The organism is Massilia alkalitolerans DSM 17462, assembly GCF_000427785.1.
Lineage (GTDB): Bacteria > Pseudomonadota > Gammaproteobacteria > Burkholderiales > Burkholderiaceae_D > Telluria > Telluria alkalitolerans.
Genome location: NZ_ATYR01000006.1, coordinates 219,303 through 236,276, shown reverse-complemented (window position 1 = coordinate 236,276; position 16,974 = coordinate 219,303). Strand labels below are relative to the sequence as shown.

12 protein-coding genes and 1 tRNA gene are annotated in these 16,974 nt (G+C 66.4%); 8 read left to right on the top strand and 5 right to left on the bottom strand.

From position 1 onward, the window contains the following. The 3 genes from YWC_RS32745 to YWC_RS28860 all read right to left on the bottom strand — a co-directional run. Nucleotides 1-359, bottom strand: a 359-nt coding sequence (locus YWC_RS32745; RefSeq protein ID WP_036213856.1) for an IS1/IS1595 family N-terminal zinc-binding domain-containing protein, incomplete at its 3' end; no start/stop codon positions are given. 94 nt (nucleotides 360-453) lie between these two features. Continuing rightward, entirely contained in the window at nucleotides 454-3,771 is a 3,318-nt protein-coding gene (locus YWC_RS28865; protein ID WP_051306343.1) for a DUF8487 domain-containing protein, read from the bottom strand. Then, nucleotides 3,768-6,104, bottom strand: coding sequence for a glycoside hydrolase family 2 TIM barrel-domain containing protein (locus YWC_RS28860; protein ID WP_036213801.1), 2,337 nt, complete (start codon nucleotides 6,102-6,104; stop codon nucleotides 3,768-3,770). The genes YWC_RS28865 and YWC_RS28860 overlap by 4 nt, the downstream gene beginning before the upstream one ends. Before the next feature lie 244 nt (nucleotides 6,105-6,348). On the opposite strand from YWC_RS28860, the gene YWC_RS0109110 reads away from it, so the two are divergent. From YWC_RS0109110 to YWC_RS0109075, 8 genes are all read left to right on the top strand, one after another. Continuing rightward, complete coding sequence (locus YWC_RS0109110; protein WP_027865084.1) at nucleotides 6,349-7,392, top strand: UDP-glucose--hexose-1-phosphate uridylyltransferase; 1,044 nt, start codon at nucleotides 6,349-6,351, stop codon at nucleotides 7,390-7,392. Nucleotides 7,393-7,399: 7 nt separating this feature from the next. Next, a complete protein-coding gene (gene galK, locus YWC_RS0109105) occupies nucleotides 7,400-8,563 on the top strand; it encodes a galactokinase (RefSeq protein WP_027865083.1) in 1,164 nt (387 codons plus the stop codon). Next, entirely contained in the window at nucleotides 8,560-9,555 is a 996-nt protein-coding gene (locus YWC_RS0109100) for an aldo/keto reductase (protein WP_027865082.1), read from the top strand. The genes galK and YWC_RS0109100 overlap by 4 nt, the downstream gene beginning before the upstream one ends. Before the next feature lie 91 nt (nucleotides 9,556-9,646). Further along, nucleotides 9,647-11,773 carry a putative bifunctional diguanylate cyclase/phosphodiesterase gene (locus YWC_RS28855; RefSeq protein ID WP_051306342.1) on the top strand — a complete coding sequence of 709 codons (2,127 nt, stop codon included), beginning with the start codon at nucleotides 9,647-9,649 and terminating at the stop codon, nucleotides 11,771-11,773. A gap of 149 nt (nucleotides 11,774-11,922) precedes the next feature. Beyond that, complete coding sequence (locus YWC_RS0109090; RefSeq protein ID WP_027865081.1) at nucleotides 11,923-12,531, top strand: hypothetical protein; 609 nt, start codon at nucleotides 11,923-11,925, stop codon at nucleotides 12,529-12,531. Between the two features lie 86 nt (nucleotides 12,532-12,617). After that, nucleotides 12,618-13,094, top strand: coding sequence for a TadE/TadG family type IV pilus assembly protein (locus YWC_RS28850; RefSeq protein ID WP_036213798.1), 477 nt, complete (start codon nucleotides 12,618-12,620; stop codon nucleotides 13,092-13,094). An 86-nt stretch (nucleotides 13,095-13,180) separates the two neighbouring features. Next, nucleotides 13,181-14,680 (top strand): pilus assembly protein TadG-related protein, encoded by a 1,500-nt coding sequence (locus YWC_RS0109080; protein WP_051306341.1) that lies wholly within the window; start codon nucleotides 13,181-13,183, stop codon nucleotides 14,678-14,680. After that, nucleotides 14,655-15,269 carry a TadE/TadG family type IV pilus assembly protein gene (locus YWC_RS0109075; RefSeq protein ID WP_229413057.1) on the top strand — a complete coding sequence of 205 codons (615 nt, stop codon included), beginning with the start codon at nucleotides 14,655-14,657 and terminating at the stop codon, nucleotides 15,267-15,269. The genes YWC_RS0109080 and YWC_RS0109075 overlap by 26 nt, the downstream gene beginning before the upstream one ends. A 234-nt stretch (nucleotides 15,270-15,503) precedes the next feature. Here the strand turns inward: YWC_RS0109075 and YWC_RS0109070 are convergent. Next, nucleotides 15,504-15,597, bottom strand: a tRNA-Ser gene (locus tag YWC_RS0109070). A 100-nt stretch (nucleotides 15,598-15,697) separates the two neighbouring features. Next, the gene (locus tag YWC_RS0109065) at nucleotides 15,698-16,945 is read right to left on the bottom strand and encodes an aspartate kinase (RefSeq protein ID WP_027865078.1); all 1,248 of its coding nucleotides are present in this window, start codon (nucleotides 16,943-16,945) and stop codon (nucleotides 15,698-15,700) included. Between the last annotated feature and the right edge of the window lie 29 nt (nucleotides 16,946-16,974).

Sequence of the window (16,974 nt, the reverse complement as noted above, 5' to 3'; positions counted from 1 at the left end):
CGGTGCACGCCGAGCCGGTCTGCCGTCTTGCGCACCGACTGGCCCTCGAGCATGCCGTCCAGGTAATCCAGCCATTTGGCGCGGTGGCGCAGCCGGGCCAGCGGCGTACCCGTCAAGGCGCTGAAAGTCTTGCCGCAGGCGCAGCAGCGATAGCGCTGTACCCCGCGGACGAGCCCGTGGCGATGCAGCCGCCGACCCTGACAGGCCGGACATGAAGACGGGCTCCTGGCCTCCTCGATCGTCGCACAGACACGGTCCAGTCCAACTGCCGGGCGCAAAAGCGCGAGCAATTGTTCGCGCTGGCGCCTGGTCAGCTGCGCGACACGTGCCAGCCACGGTTTGAAGCTTGCCGCCTGCATTGCCACCTCCACTGTCGATCGGACAGTGGTTTGACATCGGCCCAGCTCAACAGTTCAAGATCTCCAACACGTAGTGGTGACAGCGCCGATTTTTTTACGGTCTGCTGCCGCCCCTCGGCCGCCGGTCGTCCATGCCGGCCTCGTCGACGTCGGCGCTCGCCGAACGCGAGCGGCTGTATTCCACGTCACCCGGCAGGGCCGGCAAGGCCGGCCCCGTGTACGAGACGGCGACGTCGGCAAAGGCGCTGGCGCGGTCCGCGCCGAAGCCGGACAGCGGCACCAGCCGCAGTTGGCGGGCGCTCACGGCCTGGCCAAAGCGCAGCGCCTGCGGGTCGAAGCTGGACGCCAGCTCGGTGCGCAGCACTTCGCGCCAGCTCTGGCCATCGTCGCTGACCTGCACCGACAGCTCGCGCACGTCGCCCTCATGGTCGCGGTGGTTCTGGCGCGGCATCAGGACCAGGCCGTCGAAGGGCACCGCCTGGGGGAAGGCGATGGTCAGCGCCGTCTGCGGCCGGGGCGCGCCGGCGGGGGCATTCAGCAGGGCGAAGGTATTCGGGTCGCCATCGACCGCATTGCCGGCGTTCGGCCAGCCGCTGGCCGTGGCGCCGAGCTTTTTCATCACGCGGGTATCGAACAGGGCCGACCTGAACGCGGCGGGCGTGACCTCCATCTTCGGCACGAAGGCATCGCTGGCCATGTAGTCCAGCACTGAGCGGCGCAGCTGGCGCGCCACCACGCGCTCGTCCAGGCGGTTGGCCAGGTCGGCGGTCGACACCAGCAGCCGGCCCTTCCCTACCCGGGCTTCGAACAGCAGGCCCAGCTTGTAGTTGCGGTTCCAGTCGTCGATCGGCTGCACGATCGGCTGCAGCGCGCGTGGCAGGCGGCCGAGGTTCATGGCGCGTGCGCCCGCCACCAGTTCCGTCCATTGCCAGTCGTGGTGGGCGGCCGTGGGAAAACCCGCCAACGCCGGATGCGCCGTATCGACCCAGGTGCCGAGCATGCGGCTCCAGCCCGGGCTCATCAAGCGGTTCCAGAACACCGGGACGTCCGCCAGCGGCGGCGAGGTCCAGTCCAGGTCCGCCTTGGGCGGCATGTACAGCACCTTCGCGCCCTCGGCCAGCAGGCGCTCCGCGTCAACCCAGGCATGGGTGACGAACACGCCCGGCGCCGCCGCGGCATCCACCCGTTCGGGGTAGACCCACAGGTTCCAGTCGTTGGCAATTTGGGTGCCGTCCAGGCCCACCACCAGCCGGTACTCCCGCGGCGCCGCCAGCTGCGACAGGTCGAGGCCGATCCGTCCCAGTGCGGCGTTGGTTCCGGTGGCGATGTCCCGCGCCGGCAAGCGACCCTCGTTCACGGTCTTGCCCGCGCTATCGACCAGCTTCCACCAGGGCCGGGCCGCGCGCAGGTCGGCGCGGCCGTAGTGGGCGATCTCCACCGGCACCTCCAGCTGCTGCGCGGTGGTGTAGACGCGGCGCTCGAGGCGCGCCAGCGGCACGGTTTCGCCGTTGAAGCGGCGGAAGCCCTCCGGCGTGGCGTAGCCCTTCGGCTCCCAGAAGGCGTCCAGAAGCCCGACCAGGGCCGTGCCCTGGCCCAGGTAGTCGTGCAGGTCGAGCATCTGATAGCCCGAGATGCCGCGCGTGCGCAGCGCCGCTTCGATCTCTTCCTTGTAGCAGGCCAGCTGGAAGGCGCCCGAGGCCAGCGCGAATTCCTCGTTCTTCTCCAGCACGCCCTGGTCGCGCGCGGAATCGCGGAAGATCTCGTAGTTCCCGGGGCGCAGGTAGCCGGTGAACTTGTCGATCACCTTGAAGTCGGGATAGGCGATCCACTGGCCGATCTCGTGGGTGATCACCGGCACCTTGACGTCCTCGAGCGAGACGGCATAGTCGCGGCCGAACCAGCCGGTCTTGTTGCGCAGGGGCTTGGGGCCAATGCGCTGGACGGCCAGGAAGTCGGTGCCCTGGTCCAGTCCCGGCACCGAGGGTTCGGTATGGCCGGTGCCGTTGGTGTACAGGCGCCGCGGATCCTTCGCGCGGTAATGGGCGATCCACTTGTCGAAGGCGGCTTTCCAGTTGCCCTTCGGCTCGTTGCTGGGGCTGAACAGCAGGAAGGAAGGATGGTTGCCGAAGGAGCGCAGCATGCGCTCGCTTTCCTCGTAGAGCATGGCTTCCATCGGCGTGCCGGGCGAGACGGCATTCCACATGCCCGGCTCGGCCTGCAGGTAGATCCCGACCTCGTCGGCGGCGGCGAAGGCCGCCTGCGGCGGGTTGTAGGAATGGAAGCGCACGTGGTTGATGCCCCAGGCCTTGTTGATCCTGAAGATCCGCTTCCAGGATTCGACATCGGTGGGCGGATGGCCGGTGAGCGGAAAACCGCCGCCGTCATGGGTGCCGCGGAAGAAGGTGGGCCGGCCGTTGACCAGGATGTCCTTGCCCTCGGCCCGGATCTCGACGAAACCGAAGCGCAGTTGCTGCCGGTCGTCCGCGCCCTCGCCCTGCAGGCGCAGCGCGAGCTTGTGCAGGGCCGGGTTCCATTCGTCCCAGGTCTGCGCGTTTTTCGGGTACTGCACCCGGAACTCCGCCTCGCCGCCGGATGCAAGCCAGCGCACCGGAATGCGCCGGCCATTGGCCGTGAGCGTACCGCTGCCCGCCTTGCCGCCGGCATTGCCGATCCGCACCCGCACCAGGGCGCTGCGGTCGCTCACGCGCGGGAATACCTGGGCGTCGTCGATGTACACCGGCGTGGTGGCGCGCAGTTCGACCTTGCCGACGATGCCGTTCCAGCTCATGCCCTGCGAATCGGAGACGCTGTGCGAATCGGGTCGGTAGTCCATCAGCATGCGGTTGTCGACCCGGACGCTGATGCGGTGCCGGCCCGGCCCCAGGAGGCCGAGATCGTAGGCGTGTTCGGCCACCAGGCTGCGATTGGCGCCCACCTCGCGCCCGTCGACCCACAGCGTCGATCCCCAGCGCGGCCGCTCCAGGAACAGGACCACGCGCTTGCCCTTCCATGTAGCCGGCACCTCGACCTCGCGCCCGTACCAGGCGGCGCCCAGGTAGTGGCGTTGCGGCTGCGCCAGGAAGGGCACCTTCACCTTGCCCGGCTGGGCATACGGCAGGTACTGCGCGCGCTGGTGCCAGTGCTTGTCGTACAGGGACAATACCCACGGGGTTTGGGCGCTGATCTCGTCGCCGTAGCCTTGCGCGTTCAGGATGCCGGGCAGCTCGATGCTGTCCGGCAGGCTGCGGCCTTGCCAGCCCTGCGCCACCCCCTGGTCCTCGCGATCCAGCGCGAACTGCCAGGCGCCGGACAGGTCGAGCACCTCGGCGGCCTGGCCGATCGCGCAGGCGCCCCACAGGAGGACGGCCAGCGAGCTGCGGGCCGCATGCTTGAGGAGCGTGCCGGTCTTCATGGTGCGAGCCCTCCTGTCAAGTTGTCGGCCTGGGCGCTCAGATTGGCGCGCGGTCCCTGGACGCGCACCAGCACGCTGGCGATGCCGGCCTCGGTGGAGACCGTGGCGCTGCCGACGATCTCGGCGCCCGGACCGGCGGTGAAGGCCACTTCCCGGCCGCTCAGCGGCACCGTGGTGCCGTTGGCGTCGAGCAGGCGGGCGCGCACGAATACCAGGTCGCCGCTTGTTGCGGGCACGCCCATGTCGTCCAGCGCCAGCGCCAGCCTGACCGGCGCGCCGGGGGTGCGGACGCGGTGCTCGGCCACCATGCGCCCGCCCGAATACGCGCGCGCCACCAGTTCGCCGGGCGCGAAACCGCCGGTATCGAATTCCAGCGGCGGATGCCGCAGGCGCGGATGCGTCGCCGACGGCAGGCTCTTCTTGCGCCCGACCGGCTTGCCGTTCAGGCGCAGCTCGACTTCCTCGGCATTGCTGAACACGCGCACCCGCGGCGACGAGTCGGGCTGCCAGTAGCTGGCGATGAACACCATCGGGCCGCCGCCCCAGCGCGGCGACACTTCCGCCGCATCGCGCTGCGAGCGGAAGAACTCGGCCGAGAACTTGGGCAGGCGCTCGATGCTCATCGCGCCCGACTCTTCGAGGTCCGGCGCGTAGCCGCGCGCGTAGTCGAACATCACCCAGTAGCCGTCCGCGAAGGCCGGGGTTGCATAGTTGTCGTCGTGGGCCTCGGCCACGTTCCTGGCCTGCTGCAGCAGTCGCGTTTCGCCGCTCCCCAGCGCCTGGCGGCTGGAACGGTCGGCCGGTTTCAGGTCGGACCAGGCGCCCTGGTTGAAGCCCGCGTTCATGGCGTAGTATTCCCAGTCGCCGTATTCGGACACGATCAGCGGCTTGTTCGGCAGCGCATGCTTGCTCCCTATCCTGTGCTGGCGCGCCTGCAGGTAGATGTCATAGGTCTGCGGCACCCAGCCGGCCGAGAAGGCCTGGTCGCCCGGATATTCGGCATGCACCGTGTCGTGCAGGGCCTGCACCAGCGCGTCCGGCATACGGCTCTCGTTCAGCGAGCACTCCCAGGCCAGCACGCTCGGGTGGTTGCGGTCGCGCCGGATCATGTCGGCGCAGGTGCGGATCACCTGGCGCGCAAAGGCGGGGTCGGGGTTGTGGAACTGCCAGCCCGGGATCGCCGGCAGCACCATCAGCCCCAGCTCGTCGGCCGCGGCCATGAAGGCGGGCGACTGCGGATAATGCGACAGGCGCACGTAGTCGAAGCCGTACTTCTTGATCAGGAGCGCGTCGCGCAGGTCCGCGCCTTGCGACAGCGCGTAGCCGACGTAGGGATATTCCTGGTGCCGGTTCACGCCGCGCAGCTGGACAGGCTCGCCATTGAGCAGCAGCTTGCCATCCTCGAAGGCCAGGCGGCGCACGCCGATGCGGGTGTTTACCACGTCTTCGCGGCCGGCGGCCGCTACCCGCGTTTCGAGCTGGTACAGGTTCGGTGCTTTCGGCGACCACAGCTTCGGCTGCGCGAGTTTCAGCGGGATGCTCACGTGGCGGCGTTCGCCCGCCGCCAGTTGCAGCTGCTGTTCCACCCGGGCCACCTCGCGGCCTTTCCACGCCAGGGTATGGCGCACGGTCACCGCCTGCGCGCTGTTCGATGTGTTGCTGACTTCGGTCTTGACCTGGACCACGGCCGCCTTCTTGTCTGCCTGGGTCGTGGTGACGAAGATGCCGCCGCCGCCCGGCGACGCCGAGAGCATCTCGTCGGTGACGTGCACCGGCGGCTTGATCGCGAGCGACACGCCCCGGTAGATGCCGCCGTGCTGGATGTAGTCCAGGTCCTTGAGCGGCTTGGGTCCGGTGATCGGGTTGTCTTCGTTGTTGGCGCGCACCACCAGTTCGTTGTCGCCTCCCGCCTGCAGGACGTCGGTGATGTCGAAGGCGAACGGCAGGTAGCCGCCCAGGTGCTGGCCCAAGTGCTTCCCGTTCAGCCAGACGTCCGCCACGTTCATCACGCCCTCGAAACGCAGGATGGCGCGCTCCCCTGGACGCAGCGCGCTCTGGAGCCGCTTCTTGTAGAAGACCGTCCCCTGCCAGGGCGCCGTCGGCACCCGCGCTTCGATGCGCGCCGCGTGCGGCAGGTCGACCCGGGTCCAGCCATGGGCGGGGACCTGTTCGATGCCGGCGGCCTGGCGGCTGTCGTCGCGGTGGAACAGCCAGCCCTGGTTCAAGTCGACCGGCGCGGCGTGGGCGGCCCCGAGCAGTGCGAAGCACGTGGTCAGTGCAGCGGCCGCGGCCTTGCGCAGCAGCCCGGCGGCGGCGAAATCGAAAGCAATCATGGCGATGTACGATGAGCAACAAGAACGGGCTGCCAGTCTAGGCATGCCGGAGCGCGCACCGCAAGCGCTATCGGCCCGCCGCCCGAAACACTCACGCCCTTGAGTTTTTCCATCAAGCACTCATGAACATGAGCAATTTGACAAGCATGCGTTCTTGAAAAGGGAAACGCATTACACTTCGCCATCCTGTCGGCAACGCGCCGCACAAGCATTCCTCTATTACCCGAATCGAACGAGGTCCTCGATGTTCAATCCCACCGATCATCCTCACCGCCGCTACAACCCGCTCATGGGCGACTGGGTGCTGGTCTCGCCGCACCGCGCCAAGCGCCCGTGGCAGGGCCAGCAGGAAGCGGTCGACCGCGAAGCCAGGCCCGCGCACGACCCCAGCTGCTACCTGTGCGCCGGCAATACCCGCGTCAACGGCGAGAAGAATCCCGACTATACGGGCACCTATGTGTTCACCAACGACTTCGCCGCCCTGATGGCCGATACGCCCGAGGCCACCCCCGGCGACGATCCTCTGTTCCAGTCGATGAGCGCGCGCGGCACCAGCCGCGTCATCTGCTTTTCCCCGGACCACAGCAAGTCGCTGCCCCTGCTCGAGCTGGCGGCGATCGAAGGCGTGGTCGACACCTGGTGCGAGCAGTCCGCGGAACTCGGCCGGCAGCACCGCTGGGTGCAGGTCTTCGAGAACAAGGGCGCCGTGATGGGCTGCTCGAACCCGCACCCGCACGGCCAGATCTGGGCCACCAGCTTCCTGCCCGACCTGCCGGCTACGGAAGACCGCCAGCAGCGCGCGTATTTCGCCGAACAGGGCAAGCCGCTGCTGCTCGACTACGTCGAGCGCGAGGCGGCCGATGGCGAACGCGTGGTCGTCGCTACCTCCCACTGGCTGGCGGTGGTGCCGTACTGGGCCAGCTGGCCCTTCGAGACCCTGCTGCTGCCGCGCTTCCCGGTCAAGCGCCTGGAAGACCTGACCCGGGAGCAGCGCGCCGACCTGGCGCTGGCCCTGAAGCGCCTGACGACCCGCTACGACAACCTGTTCCAGACCTCCTTCCCCTACTCGATGGGCTGGCACGGCGCGCCGTATTCAGAGGACGACGCCACCCCATGGCAGCTGCACGCGCACTTCTACCCGCCCCTGCTGCGCTCGGCCTCGGTGCGCAAGTTCATGGTCGGCTTCGAGATGCTGGCCGAGACCCAGCGCGACCTCACGCCGGAACAGGCGGCCGCCCAGCTGCGCGCCCAGTCCGAAGTGCATTACCTCCACAACCCGTCCACTTGAAAGCACGATGAACGCTACCCCGCTGGCCCGCGCGGCCACCGTATTCCAGGCCTCCTTCGGCCAGGCCCCCTCGATCCAGGTCCAGGCCCCCGGCCGCGTCAACCTGATCGGCGAACACACCGACTACAACGACGGCCTGGTGCTGCCCTGCGCCATCGACTACCGCACGGTCATCGTGGCGCGCCCCCGCGGCGACCGCCAGATTCGCGTCGCCGCGGCCGACTACGACGGCGCGCTCGACGCCTACTCGCTCGACGCCCCGATCGAACGCCTGGACGCCCCGATGTGGGCCAACTACGTGCGCGGCGTGGTGCGCGATCTGGTGGAGCGCGGCCTGCCCATGCAGGGCATGGACCTGGCCATCGCCGGCGACGTGCCGCAGGGCGCCGGCCTGTCCTCGTCGGCCTCGCTGTCGGTGGCGGTTTGCCGGCTGTTCGCCACCCTGCCCGGCTTCGAGGGCTTGAGCCCGGTCGACATGGCCCTGGTCGCCCAGCGCGCCGAGAACGATTTCGTCGGCACCAAGTGCGGCAACATGGACCAGATCAGTTCGGCCTGCGGCGTGCAGGACCATGCCCTGATGATCGACTGCCGTTCGCTCGAAGTACGTCCGGTGCCGATCCCGGCGAACGCCGCCATCATGATTTTCAATTCGCATGTCGCGCGCGGCCTGGTGGACAGCGCCTACAACACGCGGCGCGAGCAGTGCGAACAGGCGGCGCGCCACTTCGGCCTGCCCGCCCTGCGCGACCTCGACCTGGCCACCCTGGAAGCACGCGCCGCCGAGCTCGACCCCATCGTGCTGCGCCGTGCGCGCCACGTCGTAACCGAGAACGCGCGTGTGGCCGCCGCCGCACAGGCCCTGGCCACGGGCGACCTGGTACGCATGGGCGAACTGATGGAAGCCTCGCACGCCTCGATGCGCGACGATTTCGAGATCACCGTGCCGGCAATCGACCAGTTGGTCGGCATCGTCAAGTCGGCGATTGGAACGGCCGGCGGTGTGCGCATGACCGGTGGCGGCTTCGGCGGCTGCGTGGTGGCGCTGGTGCCGCACGAGCTGGTCGACGCCGCCCGCGAGGCCGTGCAATGCGCCTACACCGCGCCGAACGGCGGCAGCGCGACGATCTACGTCTGCCGCGCCGCCGCCGGCGCCGGCGCGATCGCGGCATGAGCTGGGAAGCCGCTCCCGGGCGCTACGGCTCGCTCCCCTATCGCCGCTGCGGCCGCAGCGGCCTGCGCCTGCCAGCCATCTCGCTCGGCCTGTGGCACAACTTCGGCGGCGGCGACGACCTGGCGCGCCAGCGCGAGATCGTCCGCAGCGCCTTCGACCTCGGCATCACCCACTTCGACCTGGCCAACAACTATGGCCCGCCGCCGGGCTCGGCGGAGAGCAACTTCGGGCGCATCCTCGACCTGGACCTGCGGCCCTACCGCGACGAGATCGTGGTCAGCACCAAGGCCGGCTACACCATGTGGCCCGGACCCTATGGCGACTGGGGCAGCCGCAAGTACCTGGTCGCCAGCCTGGACCAGAGCTTGAAGCGGATGGGGCTCGACTACGTCGACATCTTCTACCACCACCGGCCCGACCCAAGCACGCCGATCGAAGAGACCATGGCGGCGCTCGACTACATCGTGCGCAGCGGACGCGCCCTCTACGCCGGCATCTCGAACTACCCGGGCGAACAGACGCGCCTGGCAGCCGCCGAGCTGCGCCGGCTGGGCACGGCCTGCATCGTCAACCAGTCGCGCTACAGCATGTTCGTACGCCAGGTGGAGACCGACCTGCTGCCGGTGCTGGCGCAGGAAGGCATCGGCGCGGTCGCCTTTTCTCCGCTGGCGCAGGGCCTGCTCACCGACCGCTACCTGGGCGATGGGCTGCCCGGCGACTCGCGCGCCGCGGGCAGCGCGGGCTTCCTGCGCAAGGAACACCTCACGGACGAGCGCCTGAACATCTCGCGGGCCTTGAATGCCTTCGCGCAGCAGCGCGAACAGTCGCTGGCGCAACTGGCGCTGCGCTGGGTGCTGCGCCAGCCGGCGGTCACGTCGGCGCTGATCGGCGCGAGCAGGCCCTCGCAGGTCGTCGAGGCGGTGCGCGCGGCCTCGATGCCGGAACTGGCGGAGGCGGACATCGCAGCCATCGAGGGGATACTGGCCGGATAGTGGCCTGGGACACGGATGTCCGTGCTGCCCTGTTATGGAGCGTCGTGCTACCATCGCGCGTAAACACGACCACTCCAGTTCAGCTGTCATCATGACTTCCAGTACTGCCGCGGATCTTCAGCGCCGGCTCGACGACCTGCTCGAACATCTGCCGGCGGGCGTCGTCGTGCATGACGTCGACGGCCGCATCCTGCACGCCAACCGTCTTGCCTGCGAGCTCATCGGGCGCAGCCTGGCGCAGTTGCGCGGCACGGGCTCGGACGGCAAATCCTGGCAAATGTTTTGTGCCGACGGCAGCCCCATGCAAGCGAAGCAGTTTCCCGTCAACATAGTGCTGCGCACCGGCCGCCAGCTGTCCCAGCAAGTGCTCGGTATCCGCGACACCGAAGCAGACCCGGTACGCTGGCTGATCTGTAACGCCTATCCGGAACGCGACGAGCAGGGCGTATTGCGCCGGGTGGTCGTGTGCTTCACCGACTGCACCGCGCTGAAGGAGGCCGAGCAAAGCCTGCAGAAATCCGAGGAGCGGCTGCGCCTTGTCCTGCTGGGCTCGACCGATGCGTACTGGGATTACGATCTCGTCGAGGACGAGATCCATTATTCCCAGCGCTGGTGGACCATGCTCGGCTACCAGCCCGACGAACTCGGCTGCCATACGGACCTGTGGCTGGAGCTGATGCACCCTGAGGACCGGCCCGAGCTGCTTCGCTTCTGGAAGGACCTGTTGGAGGGGGACCGCGAAACCTATAGCGTCGAGTGGCGCCTGCGCCATCGTGACGGGCATTACGTGCCGGTGCTGTCGCGCGGTTTCGTCACGCGCGACGCCAGGGGGCAGGCCCTGCGCGTCTCCGGCACCAATACCGACCTCACCGAGCGCAAACAGGCCGAGCAGCGCATCTACGAGCTCGCTAATTTCGACCACCTCACCGGCCTGCCGAACCGGCGCCTGCTGGTCGAGGAGCTGGACAAGGCGCTGGCGCGCAGCCAGCGCTCGGGCTGTTTCGGGGCCGTGATCTTCCTCGACCTGGACAACTTCAAGCTGCTCAACGACACCATGGGCCATGACTTCGGCGACATGCTGCTGCGCCAGGTGGCGGAACGCCTGCGCCACACGGTGCGCCACTGCGACCAACTGGCGCGCCTGGGCGGGGACGAATTCGTGCTGGTGCTGGAAGACCTGGCGGAGGAATCCCGGGAGGCGGTCTCGGAGGCCCAGCATGTCGTGGAAAAACTGCAAAGCTCTCTGGTCCAGCCCTATTACCTGGACGGCAGGCTGTTCCTGAGCACGCCGAGCATGGGCGTCGCGCTGTTCGACGGCGGCGCAACCGATCTCGACACCATCCTCAAGCAGGCCGACCTGGCCATGTACCGCGCCAAGTCGGAAGGACGCAATACGGCGCGCTTTTTTGACCCCGGCATGCAGGCCTCGGCCGAGCACCAGGCGGCGCTCGAGCACGCCCTGCGCGAAGGCTTGTCGGCGCGCGAGTTCGTGCTGTACTGCCAGCCGCAGTTCTCCAGCGCTGGCCGCCTGGTCGGCGCCGAGGTGCTGGTGCGCTGGCGCCGCGCCGACGGCGCGCTGCTCGTCCCCGACGACTTCATCGGCGTGGCGGAATCCTCCGGCCTGATCGTGCCGCTGGGCCAGTACGTGCTCGATGAAAGCTGCCGCGCCCTGGCACGCTGGCGTGCGGACCGCACGCTCGGCAAACTCGAGCTTGCGGTCAACATCAGCGCGCACCAGCTGCACAGTGCCGATTTCACCGGGCGCGTGGCCGGCGCCCTGCTCGAAACCGGCGCACCACCCGACAAGCTGTGCCTGGAACTGACCGAAAGCGTGCTGGCCCGCAACGTTGCCGATGTCATCGAGCGGATGCGCGCGCTGTGCAAGCAGGGCGTGCATTTTTCGCTGGACGATTTCGGCACCGGTTACTCCTCGCTCGCCTACCTCAAGCGCTTCCCCTTGAGCGCCCTGAAGATCGACCGCTCCTTCGTGCACGACGTGCATCTCGATCCGGATGCCGCACCGATCGTCGAAGCCATCATCGCCCTGGCGCGCAAGCTCAAGCTCGACATCGTGGCCGAGGGGGTCGAGCATGAGGCGCAGCGCAGCTTCCTGGTCGGCGGGGGCTGTGGAACGCTGCAGGGCTACCTGCTGGGCCGGCCCGTACCGATCTGGGAGTTCGAACGCACCTACAGCAGCGCCGGGATCGGCCACGCCTGAGCGGGCCCCGTGCCCTGCTGATGCACCTCAACTCTCCGAATGCTTTATTTGCGGAAAGAATTCCCGGGGGCCAGACTTGAGGAATCACCCTTCAGCGGCCGGGTCGACGCAGCCTGGCCTGTTCCCGGATCGACCGCGAGAGGACATGCATGGTGTCGAACGACGCGCAGCCAACGCAACAAGCCGACTATTGTTTCATCATCCTGGTCTTCTCCCTAGCAGGATGGGCGCTTCTCGAAGCATGGGCCATTATCGTGGGAGCAAGCTGGTACGCCCATGCCCTCAATGCGCTGCCCGGATCGATCCTGACCGTCCTTGCGCTGCCGCGCGCCTCGGCCGGCGCGCCGGGCAAGGCGGGTGGAGCAAACCCTGCGTCCAGGGGATTTGCACGGGCGCTGCTGCCCGCCCTGTTCCTGTTTGTCCTCGGCGCGTTCCTCGGCATGCTGTTCCTGAGCGGCGCCCTGCTCCTGTTCGGACTGCTAGCCGCATGCCTGTGCCTTGCGCCGTGGTCACGCTTGGCGTTCGCCCGCGACCACGTTCTCCTGTGCAGCGCCCTTACATTGAGCGGTTTGTTTCTCCCGATCGCGCTGGCTTACCAGGACCTCAACACCATGTTGCTTCCGCTGGGCTGCTGGGTATTCTGGTTATGTGCCTGCTGCGCCTTGCTGGTCAGGACCGACAAGCGGCGCCGTGCCGAGCGCCGGGCGAAAGCCGGACGTGACGATGTTGCGACCCAGCCTGCTGCAGCGGAGTCATGATGTGTTGGCGCAATGTCCTATGTCAATTGCCTCAAAAATTCGGTGTCTAGAATCGAAACAGGCGAAGGGCTCTGGAAAGGGAAGCGATGAAAACGTGGCCGCGGCTGTTCCGCAAAACGGAAACGGGAAGTGTTGCCGTCGAAATGGCATTCATTCTGCCTGTTCTCGTCATGCTTCTCACCTTGATGCTGTTCTTCGCGCGCCTGTTCTGGGCTTACAGCGCAACGCAGAAGGCTGCGCACGATGCCGCGCGATTTCTCTCGACTGCCACGCAAGCCGAGATACGAACGGGTGGCGGAGCATTCAACGAGCCACGCTATCCAGCGGTCGCCCGATGGATAGCGCAGCAGGAGCTGATGGACATCGCCCCGTGGGCGGAAGGGATCACCATTCTGCTGTTTTGCGACGACGCCCTGTGCAACGTCACTCGTCCGGAAACCGTCCGGGTCAGCGTGGAGGTAAGCCTTCGCAACGATGTCTTTCCAGAATTAATTGCGCTGTATCTTGGTAATTCCAACTTCGTTTTGAAAAGCAAAGTCGTGCTCCCTTACGCAGGGCGCTAGCGCCAGGAGCGATTGACCCGCATCAACTTTTCACAAATGTCGCAAGCCTAGATATTCAGGCAATCGCGTCAGGCCAGGAGAGACGCATGGAGGTGGATGACAGCACAGCACGCGGAGTGTGGAGGCGGCATCGCACTCCACGGCTTACCGTGCGCGAGTCCGGAGCAATTGCGATCATGTTCGCGGGAGCGCTCGTCATTATTATCGCCTTCTTCGCGCTGGCACTCGACATTTCCCGAGTCCACAACCGCAAGATGGAGCTGCAGAACCTGGCAGATGCGGCCGCGTTGGCGGCCGCGAATCAGCTCGACGGCACCGAACAGGGGGTCCAGCGTGCCCTGGATGCGATAACGACCGTCATGTCGTTCACGAACTGGAAGGCCAGCTTCCAGTACGGCATGAAGACAGTGGGCCCGCTGGACCGTGCGATCGCGTTCGGGAGCGGCCCAGGTGGACCCTGGCGAGGCGCGGCGGAGGCGAAGGCGGACGCCGGGACACTGCTGTTCGTGAAAGTGGACACGCGCGACCTCGACACCGACTACGGCGAGGTGAAAGCATCTTTCCTGCATTTGTTTGCAGACTCCGAGATCGCTGCGTCCAGCGCCCGCGCAATCGCGGGACGCGCGGCGATCAGCGTGACACCGCTGGGCATCTGCGCCATGCGCGATGAGGCTCGCCGCGATCACAACGGCGAACTCGAGGAACTTGGTTTTCGGCGCGGCATCAGTTACAACTTGCTGGACCTCAACCGGCCCGGGTCGACCGCTGGACAGACCTTTACGGTCAATCCTCTGCCAGGCACTGCGCCCATCACCAATGTCGATACCCTTGCCCCCTTCGTTTGCACAGGGACGATGGCGATGACCAGGCTGACTGGCGGGAAAGTGGTCGTGTCGTCTTCCTTTCCGATGTCCAGCCTTTACTACCATCTGAATTCCCGCTTCGGTTCCTACAGCACCACGCCGCGGGTCCCGTGTGACGCCCGTACGGCGCCGGCCGATGCGAACATCAAGGAATACACCTACGACGGCGGCTCGCCATGGATGAGCGTACAACCGGAGGGACAAGCGGCAAAACGCCTGGAGACCACGGAAAGACGCTGGACGATCGCGGGACCGGACAGCGCACCCACTGGCACCACGGCCGCCCACTGGGGGCCGCTGTGGTCGTATGCCAAGGCGGTGAAGTATGAATCGTATGAGGACCTGGGCGATCCGGAACCGGCGGGGGGCTATGCGACCTTCGACACCAAGGCGTGGGAGACCCTGTATGCCGGTAAGCCGAAACCCTCCACGGCCACGCCCTATCCGTCCGATGCGGCCACGCCCACGCCGTATTCATACAAGAGCGGGTCGACGTTCTACAGGGCGCCGGCGACAAGCAACAAGAGTACTCGGGGCCGGCGCGTCCTGAACCTGCCCCTGTTGGCTTGCCCCGTCACCGACAACAAAGCAAGCGTACTCGGCATAGGCAAGTTCTTCATGACCAGGACGGCGACCGCCACCTCCCTCTACGGAGAGTTCGCCGGGCTGGTTCCCGAGCAGACGTTAGGAACGCAGGTTGAGCTATATCATGACAACAACTAACAGAACCCGCATGTGTTACCGGTTACCAGTGAGGCAACTCGGCGGGGCCGCGGTTGAATTCGCCGTGGTGGCGCTGATCTTCTTCATCCTGTTTTTCGGCATCGTTGAGCTTGCACGTGCAATGTACCTCTGCAATACCCTGCAGGAAGTAACGCGCCGGGCCGCGGCGCTGGCGGTGAATACGGACTTCAGCAACGAGGGCGCCATGCAGGATGTCCGTGAGCTGGCGATTTTCCGGACCACACCGGGCGTTCTGCTGATGGGCGATCCGATCTCGGATCGCCACGTCAGGATCGACTACCTGCGGCTTCCCGCGAACTCCAACATTCCCGTATCGCTCGGGGCAGCTCTGCCCGCCAGTCCGCTGGAGAACCGCGTCAACTGCGCGCAGGACATGGAGGGCGCGCGCTGCATTCGGCTGGTACGGGTTCGCATCTGCATGCCGGGTGGGGGGGCGGATGAGTGCGACCCCGTGCCTTACGTGCCCTTGTTCTCGCTGATTCCGTTTTCGTTTGCGCTGCCGTTTTCGACGACGATTGCGACGGTGGAGACCTTGGGGATGCCGGTGGGGGTGCCGTGCGATTGTTAGGGTGTCCGCGTGTACGCAAGCCTTTTTAAAGTGGGAACAGGACGCGAGCTGCGCTCGCGGGGCGCCCGCCTTGCGGGCGCAAAGTGGCGATTCGCCTGCGTTCCGCAGGCCGCCGCGCCGCCTGCAGGCGGACGCGCTTCGAATCCCACGCGGAAAGCGCGCAGGCGCTTTCCTCGCCTCCGCCGACGTTACAAATAAAAAAGCCACCTTGCGGTGGCTTTCTTATTTATAACTTGGCGGAGGCGGTGGGATTCGAACCCACGATACAGGTTTAAGCCCATATGCTTCCTTAGCAGGGAAGTGCCTTCGGCCACTCGGCCACGCCTCCAATCAGTTCCGACTTGTGTGTCAGTCAGCGCTGAGTGCACGCATCTTAAGGGCTGGTGCACGTTGCGTCAAGGACGCACGCCCAAAAATTTTGAAAATTGTTAAGCTTGCTCGAGGTTAAAAGCCTTGTGCAGGGCGCGCACGGCCAGTTCCATGTATTTCTCGTCGATCAGCACCGAGATCTTGATCTCCGAGGTCGAGATCATCATGATGTTGATGCCCTCTTCCGACAGCGTGCGGAACATCTGCGAGGCCACGCCGACGTGGCTGCGCATGCCGACGCCCACGGCCGACACCTTCGACACTTTCGCATCGCCCAGGATCTTGGCCGCGCCGAGCTGTTCGCGCTGCTCTTCCAGCACGCCCATCGCCCTCGCGTAGTCGCCGCGCGAGACGGTGAAGGTGAAGTCGGTCTTGCCGTCCACCGACTGGTTCTGGATGATCATGTCGACTTCGACGTTCGCTTCGGCGATCGGACCGAGGATGTGGAAGGCCACGCCCGGCTTGTCCGGCACGCCCAGGACGGTGATCTTGGCTTCATCGCGATTGAAGGCGATACCGGAGATGACGGCTTGTTCCATATTGCTTTCTTCCTCAAACGAAATCAGGGTGCCGGACTTCGCTTCTTCGTCCAGCGGCATCAGGGGATCGGTCAGCGACGACAGCACGCGCGTCGGGACCTGGTAGTTACCTGCGAATTCGACCGAACGCGTCTGCAGCACTTTCGAGCCCAGCGAGGCCAGTTCGAGCATTTCCTCGAAGGTGATCTTGTTCAGGCGGCGCGCCTCGTGCACCACGCGCGGATCGGTCGTGTAGACGCCGTCCACGTCGGTGTAGATCAGGCACTCGTCGGCCTTCAGCGCGGCGGCGATCGCCACGGCCGAGGTGTCCGAACCGCCACGGCCCAGCGTCGAGATGTTGCCATCTTCGTCCATGCCCTGGAAACCCGTGATGATGACGATCTTGCCGGCTTCGAGATCACCGCGCACGCGGGTGTCGTCGATCGACTGGATGCGCGCCTTGGTGAACGAGGAATCGGTGCGGATACCCGCCTGCCAGCCGGTGTACGAGACCGCGTCCTTGCCGATGGCCAGCAGCGCCATCGCCAGCAGGCCGACCGAGACCTGCTCGCCGGTCGAGGCAATCATGTCCAGTTCGCGCGGGTCCGGTTGCGGCATGATTTCCTTGGCCAGCGCAATCAGGCGGTTGGTTTCACCGGACATCGCGGAAGGCACCACGACGATCTGGTGGCCGGCATCATGCCACTTCGCCACGCGGGCCGCGACATTCTTGATACGGTCCGTCGAGCCCATCGACGTCCCGCCATACTTGTGGACAATTAAAGCCATATCAGGGAGGGTTCCAGCTTGTTGAAAGA

Excerpts from the sequence above, each read along its gene's own strand:
- YWC_RS0109080 (WP_051306341.1), top strand. The coding sequence starts at position 13,181 with ATGGAGGTGGATGACAGCACAGCACGCGGAGTGTGGAGGCGGCATCGC.
- YWC_RS0109065 (WP_027865078.1), bottom strand. The coding sequence starts at position 16,945 with ATGGCTTTAATTGTCCACAAGTATGGCGGGACGTCGATGGGCTCGACG.
- YWC_RS28860 (WP_036213801.1), bottom strand. The coding sequence starts at position 6,104 with ATGATTGCTTTCGATTTCGCCGCCGCCGGGCTGCTGCGCAAGGCCGCG.
- galK (WP_027865083.1), top strand. The coding sequence starts at position 7,400 with ATGAACGCTACCCCGCTGGCCCGCGCGGCCACCGTATTCCAGGCCTCC.
- YWC_RS28855 (WP_051306342.1), top strand. The coding sequence starts at position 9,647 with ATGACTTCCAGTACTGCCGCGGATCTTCAGCGCCGGCTCGACGACCTG.
- YWC_RS0109090 (WP_027865081.1), top strand. The coding sequence starts at position 11,923 with ATGGTGTCGAACGACGCGCAGCCAACGCAACAAGCCGACTATTGTTTC.
- YWC_RS28850 (WP_036213798.1), top strand. The coding sequence starts at position 12,618 with ATGAAAACGTGGCCGCGGCTGTTCCGCAAAACGGAAACGGGAAGTGTT.
- YWC_RS0109100 (WP_027865082.1), top strand. The coding sequence starts at position 8,560 with ATGAGCTGGGAAGCCGCTCCCGGGCGCTACGGCTCGCTCCCCTATCGC.
- YWC_RS0109110 (WP_027865084.1), top strand. The coding sequence starts at position 6,349 with ATGTTCAATCCCACCGATCATCCTCACCGCCGCTACAACCCGCTCATG.
- YWC_RS28865 (WP_051306343.1), bottom strand. The coding sequence starts at position 3,771 with ATGAAGACCGGCACGCTCCTCAAGCATGCGGCCCGCAGCTCGCTGGCC.